The 16,898-nt window shown below is 71.9% G+C and carries 14 protein-coding genes and 1 pseudogene; 8 read left to right on the forward strand and 7 right to left on the reverse strand.

The window, feature by feature from the left end:
- Positions 1–50 precede the first annotated feature (50 nt).
- From ABXJ52_RS30600 to ABXJ52_RS30635, 8 genes are all read left to right on the forward strand, one after another.
- Positions 51–884, forward strand: coding sequence for a M55 family metallopeptidase (locus tag ABXJ52_RS30600; RefSeq protein ID WP_367046361.1), 834 nt, complete (start codon positions 51–53; stop codon positions 882–884).
- Complete coding sequence (locus ABXJ52_RS30605; protein WP_367046363.1) at positions 877–2,235, forward strand: M20/M25/M40 family metallo-hydrolase; 1,359 nt, start codon at positions 877–879, stop codon at positions 2,233–2,235. The genes ABXJ52_RS30600 and ABXJ52_RS30605 overlap by 8 nt, the downstream gene beginning before the upstream one ends.
- 15 nt (positions 2,236–2,250) lie before the next feature.
- Positions 2,251–4,266 (forward strand): LpqB family beta-propeller domain-containing protein, encoded by a 2,016-nt coding sequence (locus ABXJ52_RS30610; RefSeq protein ID WP_367046365.1) that lies wholly within the window; start codon positions 2,251–2,253, stop codon positions 4,264–4,266.
- Positions 4,263–5,186, forward strand: a complete 924-nt coding sequence (locus ABXJ52_RS30615) for an LD-carboxypeptidase (protein ID WP_367046367.1) — start codon at positions 4,263–4,265, stop codon at positions 5,184–5,186. The genes ABXJ52_RS30610 and ABXJ52_RS30615 overlap by 4 nt, the downstream gene beginning before the upstream one ends.
- Positions 5,187–5,420: 234 nt before the next feature.
- Positions 5,421–7,154, forward strand: coding sequence for an alpha/beta fold hydrolase (locus tag ABXJ52_RS30620; RefSeq protein WP_367049392.1), 1,734 nt, complete (start codon positions 5,421–5,423; stop codon positions 7,152–7,154).
- A gap of 128 nt (positions 7,155–7,282) precedes the next feature.
- The gene (locus ABXJ52_RS30625) at positions 7,283–7,531 is read left to right on the forward strand and encodes a LapA family protein (RefSeq protein WP_367046369.1); all 249 of its coding nucleotides are present in this window, start codon (positions 7,283–7,285) and stop codon (positions 7,529–7,531) included.
- Between the two features lie 44 nt (positions 7,532–7,575).
- Positions 7,576–8,127 carry a GNAT family protein gene (locus tag ABXJ52_RS30630; RefSeq protein ID WP_367046371.1) on the forward strand — a complete coding sequence of 184 codons (552 nt, stop codon included), beginning with the start codon at positions 7,576–7,578 and terminating at the stop codon, positions 8,125–8,127.
- An 80-nt stretch (positions 8,128–8,207) separates the two neighbouring features.
- Complete coding sequence (locus ABXJ52_RS30635; RefSeq protein WP_367046373.1) at positions 8,208–10,187, forward strand: DUF5107 domain-containing protein; 1,980 nt, start codon at positions 8,208–8,210, stop codon at positions 10,185–10,187.
- Positions 10,188–10,257: 70 nt separating this feature from the next.
- On the opposite strand, the pseudogene ABXJ52_RS30640 reads toward ABXJ52_RS30635, so the two are convergent.
- From ABXJ52_RS30640 to ABXJ52_RS30670, 7 genes and pseudogenes are all read right to left on the reverse strand, one after another.
- A pseudogene (locus tag ABXJ52_RS30640) lies at positions 10,258–11,075 on the reverse strand (IS5 family transposase).
- A 51-nt stretch (positions 11,076–11,126) separates the two neighbouring features.
- On the reverse strand, positions 11,127–12,434 hold the full coding sequence (locus ABXJ52_RS30645; protein WP_367046375.1) for an amidohydrolase family protein: 1,308 nt from the start codon (positions 12,432–12,434) through the stop codon (positions 11,127–11,129).
- A gap of 56 nt (positions 12,435–12,490) precedes the next feature.
- Positions 12,491–13,771, reverse strand: coding sequence for an amidohydrolase family protein (locus ABXJ52_RS30650; RefSeq protein ID WP_367046377.1), 1,281 nt, complete (start codon positions 13,769–13,771; stop codon positions 12,491–12,493).
- Positions 13,772–13,938: 167 nt separating this feature from the next.
- The gene (locus tag ABXJ52_RS30655) at positions 13,939–14,664 is read right to left on the reverse strand and encodes a GntR family transcriptional regulator (protein ID WP_367046379.1); all 726 of its coding nucleotides are present in this window, start codon (positions 14,662–14,664) and stop codon (positions 13,939–13,941) included.
- 51 nt (positions 14,665–14,715) lie between these two features.
- Entirely contained in the window at positions 14,716–15,069 is a 354-nt protein-coding gene (locus ABXJ52_RS30660; RefSeq protein WP_367046381.1) for a VOC family protein, read from the reverse strand.
- Between the two features lie 10 nt (positions 15,070–15,079).
- Entirely contained in the window at positions 15,080–15,658 is a 579-nt protein-coding gene (locus ABXJ52_RS30665; protein WP_367046382.1) for a hypothetical protein, read from the reverse strand.
- Positions 15,659–15,686: 28 nt separating this feature from the next.
- Positions 15,687–16,787, reverse strand: a complete 1,101-nt coding sequence (locus tag ABXJ52_RS30670) for an enolase C-terminal domain-like protein (protein ID WP_367046385.1) — start codon at positions 16,785–16,787, stop codon at positions 15,687–15,689.
- Between the last annotated feature and the right edge of the window lie 111 nt (positions 16,788–16,898).

Consider the following 16,898-nt stretch of genomic DNA (forward strand, 5'->3'; position numbering starts at 1 on the left):
GTGCCGACGGATCTGGTCCAGGAGTTGACGAACGCGTAGCGTGAGGCGGCATGAAGATCCTGATCAGCGCAGACATGGAGGGGGCCACCGGCGTCACGTGGCCGGCCGACGTGCTGCCCGGTACGCCGCAGTGGGAGCGGTGCCGTTCGATGTTCACCTCGGACGTCAACGCCGCCGTGCTCGGCTTCTTCGACGGGGGCGCCGACGAGGTGCTCATCAACGAAGCGCACTGGACGATGCGCAACCTGCTCCTCGAGAACCTCGACGAGCGGGCCGAGATGCTCACCGGGCGGCACAAGTCCCTCTCCATGGTCGAAGGCGTCCAGCACGACGACGTGGACGGCATCGCCTTCATCGGCTACCACGCGGGCGCCGGCATGGAGGGCGTGCTCGCGCACACCTACCTCGCCAACTCGATCACCGGCGTGTGGGTCAACGGCGACCGGGCCAGCGAGGGGCTGCTGAACTCCCACGTCGTCGCCGAGTACGGGGTGCCCGTCGTCCTCGTCACCGGCGACGACCTGGCCTGCGAGGACGCGCTCGGCTATGCGCCCGGTGCGCTGAAGGTCGCCGTCAAGGACCACGTGTCGCGGTACGCGGCGGTCTGCCGCACCCCGCGGCGGACCGCGTCCGACATCCGGGCCGCGGCGAAGGAGGCGGCGCCGCTCGCTGTGCGGCACGAGCCGGTCCAGGGCGGACCCTTCACCGTCGAGCTCGAGTTCGATGCCGAGCATCTGTCGATGGCGTCCACCGTGGTGCCGGGCGTGCGGCGGACCGGCGAGCGGAAGATCGCGTACACCAGCGAAACCATGTACGAGGGCATTCGTACGTTCAAGGCGGTCACGACGATCGCGTCGGCGGCAGTGGAGGAGCAGTATGGCTGAGGGGCAGGAGCAGCCGGGGCATCAGGCCGCCGGACACGTCGACGAGCAGGCGCTCGACGAGGTCGTCCGGTTCACCTCCGACCTCATCCGCATCGACACCACCAACCGGGGCGGCGGTGACTGCCATGAGCGGCCCGCCGCCGAGTACGCAGCCGAGTGTCTCTCCGGAGCCGGGCTCGAACCGAGGCTCCTGGAGCGGACACCGGGCCGTACGAACGTCGTGGCACGCATCGAGGGCACGGACCCCTCGGCCGACGCGCTCCTCGTGCACGGTCACCTGGACGTCGTGCCGGCCGAGGCCGCGGACTGGAGCGTGGACCCCTTCTCGGGGGAGGTCCGCGACGGTGTCGTGTGGGGCCGTGGCGCCATCGACATGAAGAACATGGACGCGATGATCCTCTCCGTGGTGCGCGGCTGGGCACGCGCGGGGGTGCGGCCCCGGCGGGACATCGTGATCGCGTTCACCGCCGACGAGGAGGCGAGCGCCGAGGACGGGTCCGGCTTCCTCGCCGATCAGCACGCGTCGCTCTTCGAGGGATGCACGGAAGGCATCAGCGAGTCGGGTGCCTTCACCTTCCACGACGGCCGCGGCAACCAGCTCTACCCCATCGCCGCGGGGGAGCGCGGCACCGGCTGGCTCAAGCTGACCGCGCGCGGCAAGGCGGGCCACGGCTCGAAGGTGAACCCCGAGAACGCCGTGAGCAAGCTGGCGGCCGCGATCTCCCGCATCGGCGAGCACCGCTGGCCGGTGCGGCTCACCCCGACGGTCCGGGCCTCGCTGGACGAACTGGCCGCGCTGTACGGGGAACACGCCGACCTGGACGTGCCCGGATTCGACGTGGACGCGCTCCTGCTGAAGCTCGGCCGGGCCGCCGACCTCGTCGCGCCGACCGTCCGCAACAGCGCCAACCCGACGATGCTGCACGCGGGTTACAAGGTCAACGTCATCCCCGGGGAGGCCGTCGCCTACGTGGACGGCCGGTATCTGCCCGGTGGCGAGGAAGAGTTCGCCGCCACTCTTGACCGGCTCACCGGAGTGGACGTCGACTGGGAGTTCCACCACCGTGAGGTGGCGCTGCAGGCGCCGGTCCGCTCGTCGACGTACGCGAAGATGCGGGCGGCCGTCGAGGAGTTCGCACCCGAGGGGCGGGTCGTGCCGTACTGCATGTCCGGCGGCACGGACGCCAAGCAGTTCTCGCGACTCGGCATCACCGGCTACGGCTTCTCGCCGCTGAGGACACCGGAGGGGTTCGACTACCAAGCGCTCTTCCACGGAGTCGACGAGCGCGTACCCGTCGACGCGCTGCACTTCGGCGTCCGCGTGCTCGACCGGTATCTGAGAACGGCCTAGGGAACACAACCGATCATGGGGGAAGAGAAGGACATGATGGAGACCCAGGCTTACGGATCATGGCCGTCGCCCATCGACGCGGCGCTCGCCGCGGCCCACGACGGCTCACCGGCCTACGTGGGCTTCGTCGGGGACGAGGCGTGGTGGACCGAGCCGAGGCCCGCCGAAGGCGGCAGGCGCGCTCTGGTGCGGCGGCGCCCGGACGGCACGGAGGAGTCCGTGCTGCCCGAGCCGTGGAACGTGCGCAGCCGGGTCATGGAGTACGGGGGGCGTTCATGGGCCGGGGCCGTCGGACCTGACGGGCCGCTCGTCGTGTTCGCCGACTTCGCGGACCAGCGCCTGTACGCGCATGCGCCCGACACTCCGGGAGCCGCGCCGCGCCCGCTGACCCCGCTCTCCGACGTGGGCGGCGGCCTGCGGTACATCGACCCGTGCGTGCACCTGGACCGGGGCGAGGTCTGGTGCGTCCTGGAGGAGTTCACGGGGGAGGGGCCGACCGACGTGCGCAGAGTCGCCGTCGCCGTGCCGCTCGACGGCTCGGCGGCCGGTGACCGCGCGGCGGTGCGCGAACTCTCCGACGACCGGCACCGCTTCATCACCGGGCCGCGCCTCTCACCGGACGGCACGCGCGTGGCGTGGATCGCCTGGGACCACCCCCGGATGCCGTGGGACGGCACGGAGTTGCTGGTCGCCGAGGTCCGTGCGAACGGCACGTTCGGCGCACCCCGGGTCTTCGCCGGCGGCCCGGAGGAGTCGATCGCGCAGGTCGAGTGGGCCCCCGACGGGCGGCTCCTCTTCGCCAGCGACCGCACGGGATGGTGGAACCTCTACCGCGGTGACGCGTCCGACGGCGGGAGTTTCTCGTCGGGAGTGCCGCTCTGCCCGCGCGAGGAGGAGTTCGGCGGCCCCCTGTGGCAGGTCGGATCCAGCTGGTTCGCGCCCCTGGACAGCGGTCTGGTCGCCGTCGTGCACGGCAAGGGCGCCACCGCGCTCGGCGTACTCGACCCGGAGACCGGCGAAGTGGTCGACGCCGCGGGACCCTGGACGGAGTGGGGTGCGACCGTGGCGGTGAACGGCACCCGCGCCGTCGGCGTCGCGGCGAGCCCTCGCAGCGCGTACGAGGTCGTGGAGCTGGACACCAGCACCGGCCGGGCCCGCGTGATCGGCGCCGCGCACGACGACCCGGTGGACACCGCGTTCTACCCCGAGCCGCGCATCCGCACCTTCAGCGGCCCGGCGGGCCGCGAGATCCACGCGCACGTCTACCCCCCGCACCACCCGGCCCGCATGGCTCCCGACGAGGAACTCCCGCCGTACGTGGTGTGGGTGCACGGCGGGCCCACGGACCGCTCCCCGCTCGTACTCGACCTGGAGATCGCCTACTTCACCTCGCGCGGCATCGGCGTCGCCGAGGTCAACTACGGCGGCTCGACCGGCTACGGCCGCGCGTACCGCAACCGCCTGCGCGAGCAGTGGGGCATCGTCGACGTGGAGGACTGCGCCGCGGTCGCCCTGGCCCTGGCCGAAGAGGGCACCGCCGACCGCGACCGTCTCGCGATCCGTGGCGGCAGCGCGGGCGGCTGGACCACGGCCGCCTCGCTGACCACGACGGACGTGTACGCCTGCGGCACGATCATCTACCCCGTGCTCGACCTCACCGAATGGGCCGCGGGCGGGACCCACGACTTCGAGTCGCGGTATCTGGACTCGCTGATCGGGCCGTTCGACGAGGTGCCCACGCGCTACGTGGAGCGTTCGCCCGCGGAACAGGCGGACCGGGTCACCGTGCCCTTCCTGCTGCTCCAGGGGCTCGACGACGTGATCTGTCCCCCTGAACAGGCCGAGCGTTTCGTCTCCGAACTGCGGGGGCGCGGTGTGCCGCACGCCTACATCGCCTTCGAGGGCGAGGGGCACGGGTTCCGCCGCGCGGACACGCTGATACGGGCCCTTGAGGCCGAACTCTCCCTGTACGCCCAGGTGTTCCGCCTGAAGCTGTCCGGTGCCGCGCCCACCTTGGAGCTCGCCAAGTGAAGTCCCTGACGCGTCCCGCGCGGCTCACCCCCGGGGCGCGGGTCGCCGTCGTGGCGCCCAGCGGTCCCCTTCCGGAGGAGCGGCTCCAAACGGGCCTCGACATCCTGCGCGGCTGGGACCTGGAACCGGTCGTCATGCCTCATGTCCTGTCCGTGGACGGCGAGTTCGGCTATCTCGCGGGCACGGACGCCGACCGTGCCCGCGACCTCCAGGAGGCGTGGTGCGACCCCTCCGTCTCCGCGGTGCTCTGCGCGCGCGGCGGCTATGGGGCCCTGCGGATGGTGGAGTCGCTGGACTGGGCGGCGATGCGGGCGGCGGGCCCCAAGGTGTTCGTCGGCTACAGCGACATCACCACGCTGCACGAGGCGTTCGCGGCGCGGATGGGCCTCGCGACGCTGCACGGTCCGATGGTCGCGGCCCTCGACTTCCTCAAGAGCGCCCGCGCGCAGGAGCACTTGAGGGCCACGCTCTTCGCGCCCGAGCAGGTCCAGGTGATCGCGTCGGGCGGGGCCGCGCTCGTGCCCGGCCGCGCGCGGGGCGTCACCCTCGGCGGCTGCCTCTCCCTGCTCGCTTCGGACGTCGGCGCCCCTGACGTACGCGCGTCGGCGCGGGACGGGCTGCTCTTCCTGGAGGACACAGGCGAGGAGGCGTACCGCATCGACCGCTACGTCACGCAGCTGCTGCGTGCCGGGTGGCTGGAGGGGGTGTGCGGGGTCGCGCTCGGCTCGTGGGTGGACTGCGATCCGTACGACACGGTGCGGGCGCTGCTGCTCGACCGGCTCGGCGGCCTCGGGGTGCCCATGGTCGAGGAGTTCGGGTTCGGCCACTGCGACGGGGCGCTGACGATTCCGTTCGGAGTGGAGGCTGAACTCGACGCGGGGGCGGGGACGTTGACGCTTGACGTGCCCGCCCTGATGTGAGTCCGGACTCTCGCGGTCTGCGCTGAATTTCCGTCAATTCCTGCCGAGAAACTCCCGTCACGAGCGTTGACCAGCACCTGACACGTGTCACAGCATGATCCTGGCCGGTTACTGACCGGTCGGTAGTCGGCTGTCGGCCGTCCTCAGCGTGGAGGTCTCGTGTCCCGTCGTACCGCACCCCGTCGTGCCCGCTCCCGCTCCCGCGCGCCGCTCGCCCTCGCCGTCGGCGCCGCGCTGGCCGCGCCCCTGGCCGTCGCGGTGCCCGCGCCCGCGAGCGCCACCGGTCAATTCACCGTCACCCCGCTGAAGTTCACGGTCGAGGTGGGCGGCAGGAGCTGCACCGTCGACGCGGACCTCTACCGCCCCGCCGGAGTGGACGCCGTGCACCCCGCGCCCGCCGTCATGACCACGAACGGTTTCGGCGGCAGCAAGTCGGACGGCGGCACGGCGGCCACCGGCAAAGCGTTCGCCGAGCGCGGCTACGTCGGACTCGTCTACTCCGGGCTCGGCTTCGGCAAGTCCGGCTGTCTGATCTCCCTCGACGACCCGAAGATCGACGGCAAGGCGGCATCCGGACTCGTCGACTTCCTCGCGGGCAAGCGGGCGGCCGACGACGGCACGACGGTCGACTACGTCGCCAAGGACGCCGGGGCCGATCCACGCGTCGGCATGATCGGCGGCTCCTACGGCGGGGCGATTCAGCTGGCGACGGCCGCGGTGGACCACCGGGTCGACGCCCTCGTACCGATGATCACCTGGAACGACCTGGGTTACTCGCTCGACCCGAACAACGCGTCCGACCGCAGCGTGCCCGGCGCGGCCAAGTGGCAGTGGATGAACGGCTTCTACCTCATCGGCGAGGGGCAGCCGCTCCTCGAACCGAGCCTCGATCCCTCCCGTATCAACTCCCTCACCTGCCTGCACTTCGTCACCAAGGCCTGCGAGACGATCCGTACGCTCAACTCGGGCCGCTACCCCGCCGACAAGACCAAGGCCCTCCAGGAGTACGCGCGCAGCGTCTCGCCCGTCTCGTACCTGCCCCAGGTCAAGACGCCCACCCTGCTGGTCCAGGGCCAGACCGACACCCTCTTCAACCTCAACGAGGCGCAGGCGACGTACGAGACGCTCAAGGCGCAGGGCACCACGACGAAGATGATCTGGCAGTCCGGGGGCCACAGCGGCGGCCTGACCGACGCCGCGTCCGGGGAACTCAACCTCTCCGAGGGCAACTTGGAGACCAGTTACGTCGGCAAGCGCGTGCTGTCGTGGTTCGACCGCTACCTCCGGCAGAACAAGGGCGCCGACACCGGCCCCGCCTTCGCATACCACCAGGACTGGGTCCCGGCCGGCAGCGGACCGAACGGCTCCTACGCGACCGCGTCCAAGGTGCCCGTCCTGAGCCAGAAGGTGTACCTGTCTGGGGACGGCAAGCTCGTCGACGCCCGCAAGAAGGTCGCGCGCGGCAGCCGTGGGTACCGCAACTGGCTGATCCCCACCAGCCACTCCGAGAGCTCCCTCGCCGGCCTGATCGGCCTGCCCGACCCCGCGCCGCGCGACACCAAGGGCACCTACCTCGACTGGACGACCGAGCCGCTGACCGCCGCCACGGACGTGGTGGGCTCCGCGAAGGCCACCCTCAAGGTCGTCTCGCCGAGGACCGAGCGGGTGCAGAACTCCGGTGACGCGGCCGACAAGCTGGTCCTCTTCGCGAAGCTGTACGACATCGCGCCCGACGGCAGGAAGACGCTCGTGCGCCGCCTGGTGGCGCCGGTGCGCGTGCCGGACGTGACGAAGCCGTTCACCGTGTCGCTGCCGGGGATCGTGCACCGGTACGAGGCGGGGCACAAGCTGCAGTTCGTGGTGGCGGCGAGTGACGACGCGTACGGGGGCAACAGGGGGGTGAAGCCGGTGACGGTCACCAGCGCCCCCGAGGACACCGGGGTGATCGAGCTGCCCGTGGTGGGCTGACCGGGTCCGGGCTCACCCGTACGGCCCCGGCCCCCGCCCCGGCGGGGCGTCCACCGCGCGCGAACCGGGTCCAGTTGCCCATGCTGGACCGGGGGAGGCCGGTCGAAGCTCCGAGGGAAGGTCCACGTATGAGTCCCAGCAGCTCCACGGGTGGCGCGAAGGGCGGCTCGGGCGGCGGCGGTGGCGTCATGACGCCCGGCAGGATCGCCGTCCTCGTGATCGCCGCCCTCACCCTGGTCTTCATCTTCGAGAACACCCACCACACCAAGATCAGACTCCTGATCCCCGAGGTGACGATGCCCCTGTGGGTGGCACTCCTCGGCACGGGCCTGATCGGCGCGCTGTGCGGGGCGTACTTCATGCGGCGGCGGAAGTGAGGACGGGGTACGGGCAGCGGCCGGGCAACGGCTAGCGTGGCCCGATGCCCGACAGCACCCGCCCCCTCGCCGAGGGCCCCCACGCAGTCATACGTCCCTACACCTACGACGACGGCCCCGAGTTCACCGCACGCGCGCGGGAGAGCAGGGAGCTGCACAGCCCCTGGCTCTTCCCGCCCACCACGGACGCGGCGTACGCGAAGTATGCGGGCCCGCTGATCGAGGGCCGGGGAAGGGCGGGGTTCCTGGTCTGCGAGCGGGACCCGGAGCGGCCGGCCGGTGGCGCCATCGCCGGGTTCATCAATATCAACAACATCGTGGCGGGCGCCTTCCGATGCGGGGCGCTGGGGTACGGCGCCTTCGCGCACGCGGCGGGGCGAGGCCTGATGGGGGAGGGGCTCGGACTCGTCACGCGGTACGCCTTCGACGTGCTGGAGCTGCACCGTCTGGAGATCAACGTCCAGCCCGGCAACACCGCCTCGATCGCGCTCGCCCGCCGCTGCGGCTTCCGGCTCGAAGGGTTCTCGCCGGACTTCCTCTTCATCGACGGAGCGTGGCGTGACCACGAGCGCTGGGCGCTGACCGCCACGGAATAGCCGGGCCGTGGGACCGCCGCGCGCCTTTGCGCAATTCTGATCGCGATAGCCCCTGGTCGGGACGGCGTCGAGCGTGTTCCATGGTGATCGTGACGACCACCGTGCGACGTGACGTACTGACGCTGCCCGCCGCCCCGTTGGGCCCCGAGAACCCGCTGCCGCCGCTCCGGCCGCTCCGTGAAGTGCACACGCTGGACGAGCGCGGCAGAGAGGGGCTGCCGCGCGACATGGCGCGGCAGCTGGGGTACGCGCCGTTGCGCGGCGTCCTGCCGACGCGGGTGCTCGACGGGTACGGACGCGAGCGGACCGACACGACGCTCGACACCCTGGTCATCGAGAACGACCGGCTGCGCGCCACCGTCCTGCCGGGCTTCGGCGGCCGTGTCCACTCCCTCTTCCACAAGCCGACCGGCCGTGAACTCCTCTACCGCAACCCCGTGTTGCAGCCCGCCGCCTTCGCGCTCAACGGCGCCTGGTTCTCCGGCGGCATCGAGTGGAACATCGGCGCCACCGGCCATACGACGCTGTCCTGCGCGCCCCTGCACGCCGCGCGCGTGACGGCGCCCGACGGCGGCGAGATGCTGCGCCTGTGGGAGTGGGAGCGGCTGCGCGACGTGCCGTTCCAGGTGGACCTGTGGCTGCCCGAAGGCTCCGACTTCCTCCACGTCGGCGTGCGGATCCGCAACCCGCACGAGAAGGCGGTGCCGGTCTACTGGTGGTCCAACATCGCGGTGCCCGAGGAGCACCGCGTCCTCGCCCCGGCCGACGAGGCATGGCACTTCGGCTATTCGGGCGTGCTGCGCAAGGTTCCGGTGCCGGAGACCGACGGGGTGGACCGGACCTATCCGCCGCGCAGCGAGTACGCCGCCGACTACTTCTACGACGTACCGGACCGCACGCGCCGGTGGATCGCCGCGCTCGACGACGACGGGCACGGCCTCGTCCAGACGTCGACCGACCTGCTGCGTGGCCGCAAGCTCTTCGTGTGGGGCTCCGGCGCGGGCGGCCGGCGCTGGCAGGAGTGGCTGACGGAGCCGGGCACGGGCGGGTACGCGGAGATCCAGGCGGGCCTGGCGCGGACCCAGCTTGAGCACGTACGCCTGGACGCGGAGGGCGAGTTCGCCTGGCTGGAGTCGTACGGGCCGCTGTCGGCCGACCCGGGCCCGGTGCACGGCTCCGACTGGCGGGCCGCGCGCGAGGAGGTCCAGGGGCGGCTCGCGGACGCGCTGCCGCGCGGTGCGGTGGAGGAGGCGTACGACGCCTGGCGGCCGTGCGCGGACACCGAGCCCGGTGAGGTCCTGTCCACCGGGTCAGGGTGGGGCGCGCTCGAAGTCCTGCGCGCGGGTCACAAGTTGCCGGGCACGCCGTTCGCGGAGTCCACGCTCGGCCCCGAACAGGAGCCGTGGCTGGAGCTGTTGCACTCCGGCGCCGTCCCCGAGCCACGCCGCGTTTCGCCGCCGGGGCCGACCCTGGTGGCCCGGCACTGGCGGGACATGCTGGAGACGGCGCCCGCGCGGCCGGTGGCCGAGTACCACCTCGGCGTGGCCCAGTGGCACGCGGGCGACCTGGCCCAGGCGGTGCGCAGCTGGGAGCGTGGCCTCGAACTGGCCCCGTCCCGCTGGCCGTTGCTCCGGTGCCTCGCGGTCGCCGATCAGGACGCGGGCCACATCGAGCGCGCCGCCGACCGGTACGCGGAAGCCTTCGACGACCTGTGCCAGGAGCGGCGCGACGACGGTGTCCTGTGGACGTCCGCGGGCGCCGCCCTCGGCAGGGAGGCGATAGCCGTCCTGCTCGCGGCGGGGCGGACGGCGGCGGCGCGCGGGGTGTGGGAGCGCCTGCATGCCGAGACGCGGGCCGAGGGCCGCTTCCGCCTGGTGGAAGTCCAACTGCTCGTCGCGGAGGGGGAGAAGACCCGGGCGCGGGCGATATTCGACGAGGGCTTCGAGGTGGCCGACCTGCGCGAAGGCGCCGAGATTCTCGGCGAGCTCTGGCACGCGGTGAGCGACGACCCGCTGCCCGCTCGGTACGACTACCGGATGCGAGCCGCTTCGGGGGAGTGAAGGCCCCTGTGTGTGGTGGGGGGCGGGGTCAGTCACCAGCCCCCCACACACACTTCCTGGCTAAAAGGCGCTAACAAAGCCGTTGGACGTGGCGGTGGGTGATCAGGCAGACGGCGAGACCGAGGAAGGCCTCATGGATGTCGTCGCGCCGTTCCCAGCGGATGCGCAGGCGGCGGAAGCCGTGGAGCCAGGCGATGGTGCGCTCGACGACGTAGCGGAAGATGCCCAGGCCGGTGCCGTGTGGCTCGCCTCGTTTCGCGATCACGGGGCGGATGCCGCGCTGCCAGAGCAGGCGGCGGTACTTGTCGTGGTCGTAGCCGCGGTCGGCGAGAAGCGCGTCAGGGCGTCGGCGCGGTCTGCCGACCCGTCCCGCGACGGCTGGGATCTTGTCGAGCAGGGGCAGGAGTTGGGTGACGTCGTTGCGGTTTCCGCCGGTCAGGGTCACTGCGAGCGGGATGCCCTGGCCGTCGACGATGAGGTGGTGCTTGCTGCCCGGCCGTGCGCGGTCGACCGGGCTGGGCCCGCTTTTGGGCCTTTACGAGCTGCCCTGACGTGGGAGGAGTCGATCACCGTCCGGCCCCAGTCGATCTGGTTCTTCGAGCGCAGCTTCTCCAGCAGGACGACGTGGAGTTGGTCCCAGACGCCGGCGTCATTCCAGGCGGCCAGGCGCCGCCAACAGGTCATTCCCGAGCCGAAGCCAAGCTCCTGGGGCAGATACTCCCACTGGATGCCGGTATGCAGCACGAACAAGATCCCGCACAGGGCCTGCCGATCGGGCACCCGCGGTCTGCCCTGTGCCAGCTTCGGTCCAGGCTCGGGCAGCAACGGCTCGATAAGCGACCACAGTTCATCCGACACGATCCACGGCCGCGACTGACGTTTCGCCACAACCAGACCAACGAGCCGACGCGCCAAGAGTCACATGATCAACCGCTTTTGTTAGAAGCAGTAAGCCAACTCACCGTTCCTGGCCACGACATGGCCACCGTGCACCACCATGTCCCGCTGCGGCATGTCCACCAGGACCTGCGGCAGGCACTCCCCGCGCACGAGGATGAAGTCGGCCGGAGCGCCGGGCTTCAGGTCCGCGTGGTCGAGGCCCATCACGTCTGCGCCACCGTGCGCGCCCACGTTGTAGCAGTCGGCGAGCTCGTCGTCGAGGCGGACGTCGGTAACCCAGCCGAGGATGTGCGCACGGTGCAGCATGTCGGCGTTGCCGAACGGGCTCCACGCGTCGCGCACCCCGTCCGAGCCGAGCCCCACCCGCACCCCGTGATCGCGCAGCTTCGCGATCGGCAGGACCAGCGACTCGTTCGGCGCGACCGTGGTCAGGGAGATGTCCTGCTCGCCCAAGTCGGCCGCCATCCTGCCCAGTTCGGTGTCGGAGAGGTTCGGCAGGCAGAAGACGTGGCTGACCGTGACCTTGCCGCGCAGTGAGAGCGCGCGGGTGCGGTCGATGATGGCCCGCAGCACCTTCGTACCCTTCTCGTCGCGGTCGTGGAGGTGGATGTCCACGCCGACCCCGTGGCGGTCCGCGAGGCCGAAGACCAGGTCGAGCTGTTCGTCCATCGCGTGGTCGAAGCTGATCGGGTCGATGCCGCCGACGAGGTCGATCGCGCCGGAGCGGGCCGCTTCCTCCAGGAGCTCCGCCGTGCCCGGGGTCCGGACCACGCCGTGCTGCGGGAACGCCACGATCTGCACGTCCAGGGCGTCCCGCAGCCGCTCACGGGCCGTGTTCACGCCTTCGACGCCGGCCAGGTCGTAGGCGGGCGCCACGTCCACGTGGGCGCGCATCGCGCGGGTGCCGCGGGTCACGGCGTGCGCCATCAGGCCGTACGCGCGCTCGCCGACCGGCCGGGACTGGGTCCTGAACAGCTCCACGTCCTGGGCGCAGTAGTCGGCGATGCCGCTCGCGGGCTTCCGCGTGACCCAGTCGCCGCCCCACGTCGTCTTGTCCGGGTGGATGTGAGCGTCGACGAGCGAGGGCAGGGCGACCCGGCCACCGCAGTCGATCACCTTGGCGCCCTTGGGTGCCCGGCCGTCCGTGATCCGGCCGTCGACGACCGTGAGGTCCACGGGCGTCCTCGCGCCGAAGGGGCGGACATCGCGGAACACCATGGCCTTGGGGTGGCGACCACCGCTGCCGCGGGACGAGGCGGTGGCAGGGGAGCCGGCCGACACGGCGGCTCCGGTGCCCGCGAACGCGGCGGCAGCGCCGAGTACGCCGCGACGGGAGAGAGGCGTCATGGGGGTCTCCTTCAAGAGGTGTGGTGCGCGGGCAGTTCCAGGTGGCGCGGGGGAGTTCAGAGTGCGAAGCCCGAACGGACCACGCGTACGGGCTTCTTGAGGACCGTCACGTCGGCCAGCGGATCGCCGTCCACGAGGAGCACGTCACCGGCGAAGCCGCGCGCCAGGCGGCCCGCCGTGCGGTCGAGGCCAAGGAGCTTCGCGGCGCCGGTGGTGGCCGTGCGGATCGCGTCGAGCGCGGAGAGCCCGGCAGCCCGCATGAGCTCCACCTCGCGGCCGATGGGCTTGATCTTCCCGCCGGACGAGTCCGTGCCGGCGGCCAGCGGCACACCCAGCTCGTGCGCGGCGAGCACGGCACGCTGCAAGGCCGGCAGGTACTGGCGGCCGCGCTCCGCGAGCACGGGGTCCGGCGAATCGGCGAGCCCGGCGATCGCGGTGAGGGTCGGGGTGAAGTACGTGCCCCTGCGCCGCATCTCGTGCAGCGTGCGCTCGCCGACGAACGCGCCGTGCTCAAGGGAGCGGACGCCCGCCATGACGGCGTCATGGCAGCCCTTCTCGCTGTAGCTGTGGCAGAGCACGCCCTTGCCGCCGCGCCGGGCGGCAGCGACCACGGCGGACAGCTGCTCGCGGTCGTACACCTGGGCCAGCGGATCCTGCTCGGGCAGCCCGGCGCGCTCGTTGACCCGGGTCTTGATGACATCGGCACCCCGGGCGATGTTGACCTCGACGACGCGGCGCAGCGCCTCGGGCGAGCGCACGCCGCCCCGGAGCCTGGCCAGCGGGGTGAGCTCCGGGTCGGCGAGGACCGTGTCGCCCAGGTCGGGCGTGACGAAGACACCGGCGGCGCGCAGCCTCGGCGCCTGCTCCGGAGCCTGGCGGGCCAGCTCCCGTACGGCAATGTCCTGGTAGAAGTTGGTCGAGCCGCTGCGCGCGCTGGTCGCCCCGTACTGAACCGCGTCGCGCGCCTCGGCCGCGGTGTTGAGGTGGATGTGCGCCTCGACGAGACCCGGCAGGATCCAGCGTCCGTGCGCGTCGAGCACCTCGGCCTTTTCGGGCACTTCGGCGCTCCCGCGCCTGCCCGCCGAGCGCACGACTCCGTCCACGATGACGACCACCGCGTCCTCGGTCACCTCGCCGGTCGCGGGGTCGAGGAGGGTGCCGCCCTCGATGACCAGATCCCCGCCGGCCGGCCGCCGCCCCTCGCTCGCTGCCGTGGCGTCCGTCCGGGGCGCGGCGGCGGTCAGCGCGGCGGTGGTCCCGGCGAGCGCGGCGGCCCCCGCGAGGACACCACGCCGGGTGAGCCGGGAGGAGGGCGGAGGGATGGACTCGACGCACATGGGGCTGCTCCAGGACGGGTTACGGAGGGAACGCGTCCGCAGTTTGTATACCAAGCTGGAGTGGCCCGCAAGGAGTGGCGGGGGAATGTGGAGATTTCGGCAGAGCCAGGTCCAGGAGTGTGGCCAACATGCAGGGCTTGGTATACAGAGTCCAGCAGGAGCCCCCGTCAGGCGCCGTTCTCGCCGCTCTCGCCGCTCTCTTCGAAGAGCGACCGCAGCGCCACCGCCTGGCTGTCCCGCACATGCAGCAGCGTGCTCGCCGCCGCCGTCTCCTCGTCGCCCGACGCGATCTGGCGGTAGATGAGGTCATGCTGGGCCCGCATGTGGTCCGGCTCGGCGCGCATGCCGAACAGGAGCTGGAGCTGCCAGCTCAGCTGCTCCATCGTGCGGGCCAGGAGCGGATTGCCGGAGAGGGTCACGATGCCTTCGTGGAAGGCCGTGTGCGCCGCGACCTCGCGCGGTCCGTCGTCCACGTCCGACGCCTGCTCGGCCTGGTGGAGCGTGGCCCTCAGTGCGTCGAGACCCGGTGGCTCGTCCGGCGCGCTCCGTGCCACGCGGCGCGCCGCAAGCAGGGACGCCTGGACCGCGAGCGGCTCCCACACCTCGTACAGGTGCCGCACATCGGAACGTTCCAGGCGGCGCACCCGCACCCCGCTGTGCGGCAGGAGTTCGAGCAGGCCCTCCGCGACCAGCGCGCGCATCGCCTCCCGTACGGGGACCCGCGACATCCGCAGCTCCTCGGCGACCTCACGCTCCACGAGCCGCGAGCCCAGCGGATAGCGCCGGTCCACGATGCGTTGCCGGACGGCCTCGCGGGCCTGGGCGCTCAGCGAAACCCGCTCCGTACCGCCCGCCGTGCTGCCCGCTGTACCGTCCGCCGTACTGCCCGCCACGTGCACCGTCCTCCGTTCGGCCGCCTGCCGTGGAGGATACGGGCAGACCGGTCAGGTCGCGGGGCGCCGGTCCGCGTACTCGAAGACCGTGCCGTCCGGGTGCACCGCGATGAGGTTGCGGCCCACCGGCGTAGGGACGGGGCCCGCGATGACCCGGGCACCCGACGCGTTCAGGACGGAGTACGCCTCGTCGACGTCCGGTACCGCGATGGTCGCCGAGACCTTGCGGAGGATCTCCAGCTCATGCTCGGGCCCGCTCATCAACAGAAAGCAGCCGATTGCCGCGACCGAGACGCCCTCGCGCTCGAAACGCTGCGCGGTGTTGCCCGCGAGGCGTTCGTAGAAGGCGACCGAGGACTCCAGGTCCTCGACGCAGATACGCAGCGTGGCTCCCAGGATCTCCATACGGGCGAGCCTAGTTGGCCCGGCCGCCGCGCGAGATCGTTTCGGGGGACTTTTGGGAGTTCCAGCCCGTGGCGGCCACCACATCGGCCGCGATGTCCTGGACGCGCCGTCCGTCCGTCGCCACCCGGTGGGTGCCGTCGGCCGCGTCCTCCTCCAGGCGTCGGGCCGTCAACGCGCTGCGGCGCAGCTGCTGTTCGAGCTCCGAGCCCAGTTCACGCGCCCTCAGCCGCGCCTCGACGGTGGCGTCCGACGCCGTGAGGAGCACACGGATGATGCGCGGGCCGCGCAGGGCACTGGTGAACAACCACTCCTCGCTCCCGAGCACGCTCGCCGTGTTCGTGTAGACGAGACGATGGCAGCCGAGGGCCGTGTAGTTGGCCCAGAGCGCCGCGAGATTGCGCTCGGTGATCCCGGAGCGGTGCGGATCGCCTTCCGGCGCCGGATGGACCGCGTCCAGGACGTCGCCCTCGATGTACGCGTGCCCCACGTCGGCCGCCCGCAGCAGCGCCGCGACCTCCCAGCCGACCGAGGACTTGCCCGCCCCGGAACGGCCGCCGATGAGCAGGGCCTCGGTCATTCGCTCTCCCATGTGCCGAGCGTGGCAGGGCGGGGCGTACTCACGCGACCCGGTATTCCTCGACCTCCTCCGTGCGCCGCAGCTCCAGGCCGTGGCCGACGCCGCCGTCGGGGCGGACGTGGCCGCCCGTCGGGTCGAGGGCACCGTCGAAGAACATCGACTCGATCCGCACATGGTCGTGCAGCCACTCGATGTGCCGCAGATTCGGCACGCACGCGGCGACCGCGGCATGCGCGTGCGGGGAGCAGCGGGCCGAGACCTCGATGCCGTGCGCCTGCGCGAGGGCCGCCGCGCGCAGCCACTCGGTCAGACCGCCGCAGCGCGTCGCGTCCAGCTGCAGGCAGTCCACGGAGGGGATCATCCGTGCGAAGTACGCGAGGTCGTAGCCGTACGCGCCGGCCGCCACGTCGCAGACCAGCGCGTCCCGCACCAGCGCGAGCCCCCGCAGGTCGTCCGACGGCACCGGCTCCTCGAACCAGCCCACACCGTGCTCGGCGAGCACCCGGCCCACCCGTATCGCCTGCTTGCGGGTGTAGGCGCCGCTCGCGTCGACGTACAACTCGGCCTGCGAGCCGATGACATCGCGCGCGGTGCGCACCCGCAGCACGTCGCGGGCCGCGGCCCGCCCCCAGGCCTCGCCGACCTTGATCTTGACGCGGGGGATGCCCTGACCGTGCACCCAGCCGTTCAGCTGCGCCGCCAGATGCGTGTCGTGGTACGTCGTGAAGCCGCCGCTCCCGTAGACGGGGACCTCGTCGCGGGCCGCGCCCAGGAGGCGTACGAGCGGGATCTCCAGGAGGCGCGCCTTCAGGTCCCACAGGGCGATGTCGATCGCCGAGACGGCGCCGGACGCGGCTCCGGGGCGGCCGGTGTCGCGGATCGCCTGCGTCATCGCCGTGTGGGCCGCGGGGATGTCGAGCGCGTCCATGCCGGTGACGACCGGCGCGAGCTGCTCGGACAGGAGGGCGACGGTGGACGCGGGGCCATAGGTCCAGCCCGTCCCCGTCGCGTCGCCCGCGGTGATCTCGACGATCACGATGGTCGTGCTCTCCCACGCGAGGGTGCCGTCCGCCTCCGGGGCGTCCGCGGGGACCGAGTAGGCGGACATGGCGGGGCTTTCGATGCGCACTGCGTCCTTCATCGGGACCGTCCTGGATGACGTGCGGGGGTGGGGGCGCGGAGCGGGGCGGGGCTGACTCGAAACCCCCCACACCTGCGACGGCGCCCGGTACGGGTATCCCGAAGCCCGAGG

It is taken from the genome of Streptomyces sp. Je 1-332, assembly GCF_040730185.1.
Lineage (GTDB): Bacteria > Actinomycetota > Actinomycetes > Streptomycetales > Streptomycetaceae > Streptomyces.

What these genes read in the sequence shown, in the direction of transcription:
- ABXJ52_RS30630 (WP_367046371.1), top strand. Translation starts at nt 7,576, where the DNA reads ATGCCCGACAGCACCCGCCCCCTCGCCGAGGGCCCCCACGCAGTCATA.
- ABXJ52_RS30625 (WP_367046369.1), top strand. Translation starts at nt 7,283, where the DNA reads ATGAGTCCCAGCAGCTCCACGGGTGGCGCGAAGGGCGGCTCGGGCGGC.
- ABXJ52_RS30660 (WP_367046381.1), bottom strand. Translation starts at nt 15,069, where the DNA reads ATGGAGATCCTGGGAGCCACGCTGCGTATCTGCGTCGAGGACCTGGAG.
- ABXJ52_RS30605 (WP_367046363.1), top strand. Translation starts at nt 877, where the DNA reads ATGGCTGAGGGGCAGGAGCAGCCGGGGCATCAGGCCGCCGGACACGTC.
- ABXJ52_RS30600 (WP_367046361.1), top strand. Translation starts at nt 51, where the DNA reads ATGAAGATCCTGATCAGCGCAGACATGGAGGGGGCCACCGGCGTCACG.
- ABXJ52_RS30650 (WP_367046377.1), bottom strand. Translation starts at nt 13,771, where the DNA reads ATGTGCGTCGAGTCCATCCCTCCGCCCTCCTCCCGGCTCACCCGGCGT.
- ABXJ52_RS30665 (WP_367046382.1), bottom strand. Translation starts at nt 15,658, where the DNA reads ATGGGAGAGCGAATGACCGAGGCCCTGCTCATCGGCGGCCGTTCCGGG.
- ABXJ52_RS30645 (WP_367046375.1), bottom strand. Translation starts at nt 12,434, where the DNA reads ATGACGCCTCTCTCCCGTCGCGGCGTACTCGGCGCTGCCGCCGCGTTC.
- ABXJ52_RS30610 (WP_367046365.1), top strand. Translation starts at nt 2,251, where the DNA reads ATGGGGGAAGAGAAGGACATGATGGAGACCCAGGCTTACGGATCATGG.
- ABXJ52_RS30670 (WP_367046385.1), bottom strand. Translation starts at nt 16,787, where the DNA reads ATGAAGGACGCAGTGCGCATCGAAAGCCCCGCCATGTCCGCCTACTCG.
- ABXJ52_RS30635 (WP_367046373.1), top strand. Translation starts at nt 8,208, where the DNA reads ATGGTGATCGTGACGACCACCGTGCGACGTGACGTACTGACGCTGCCC.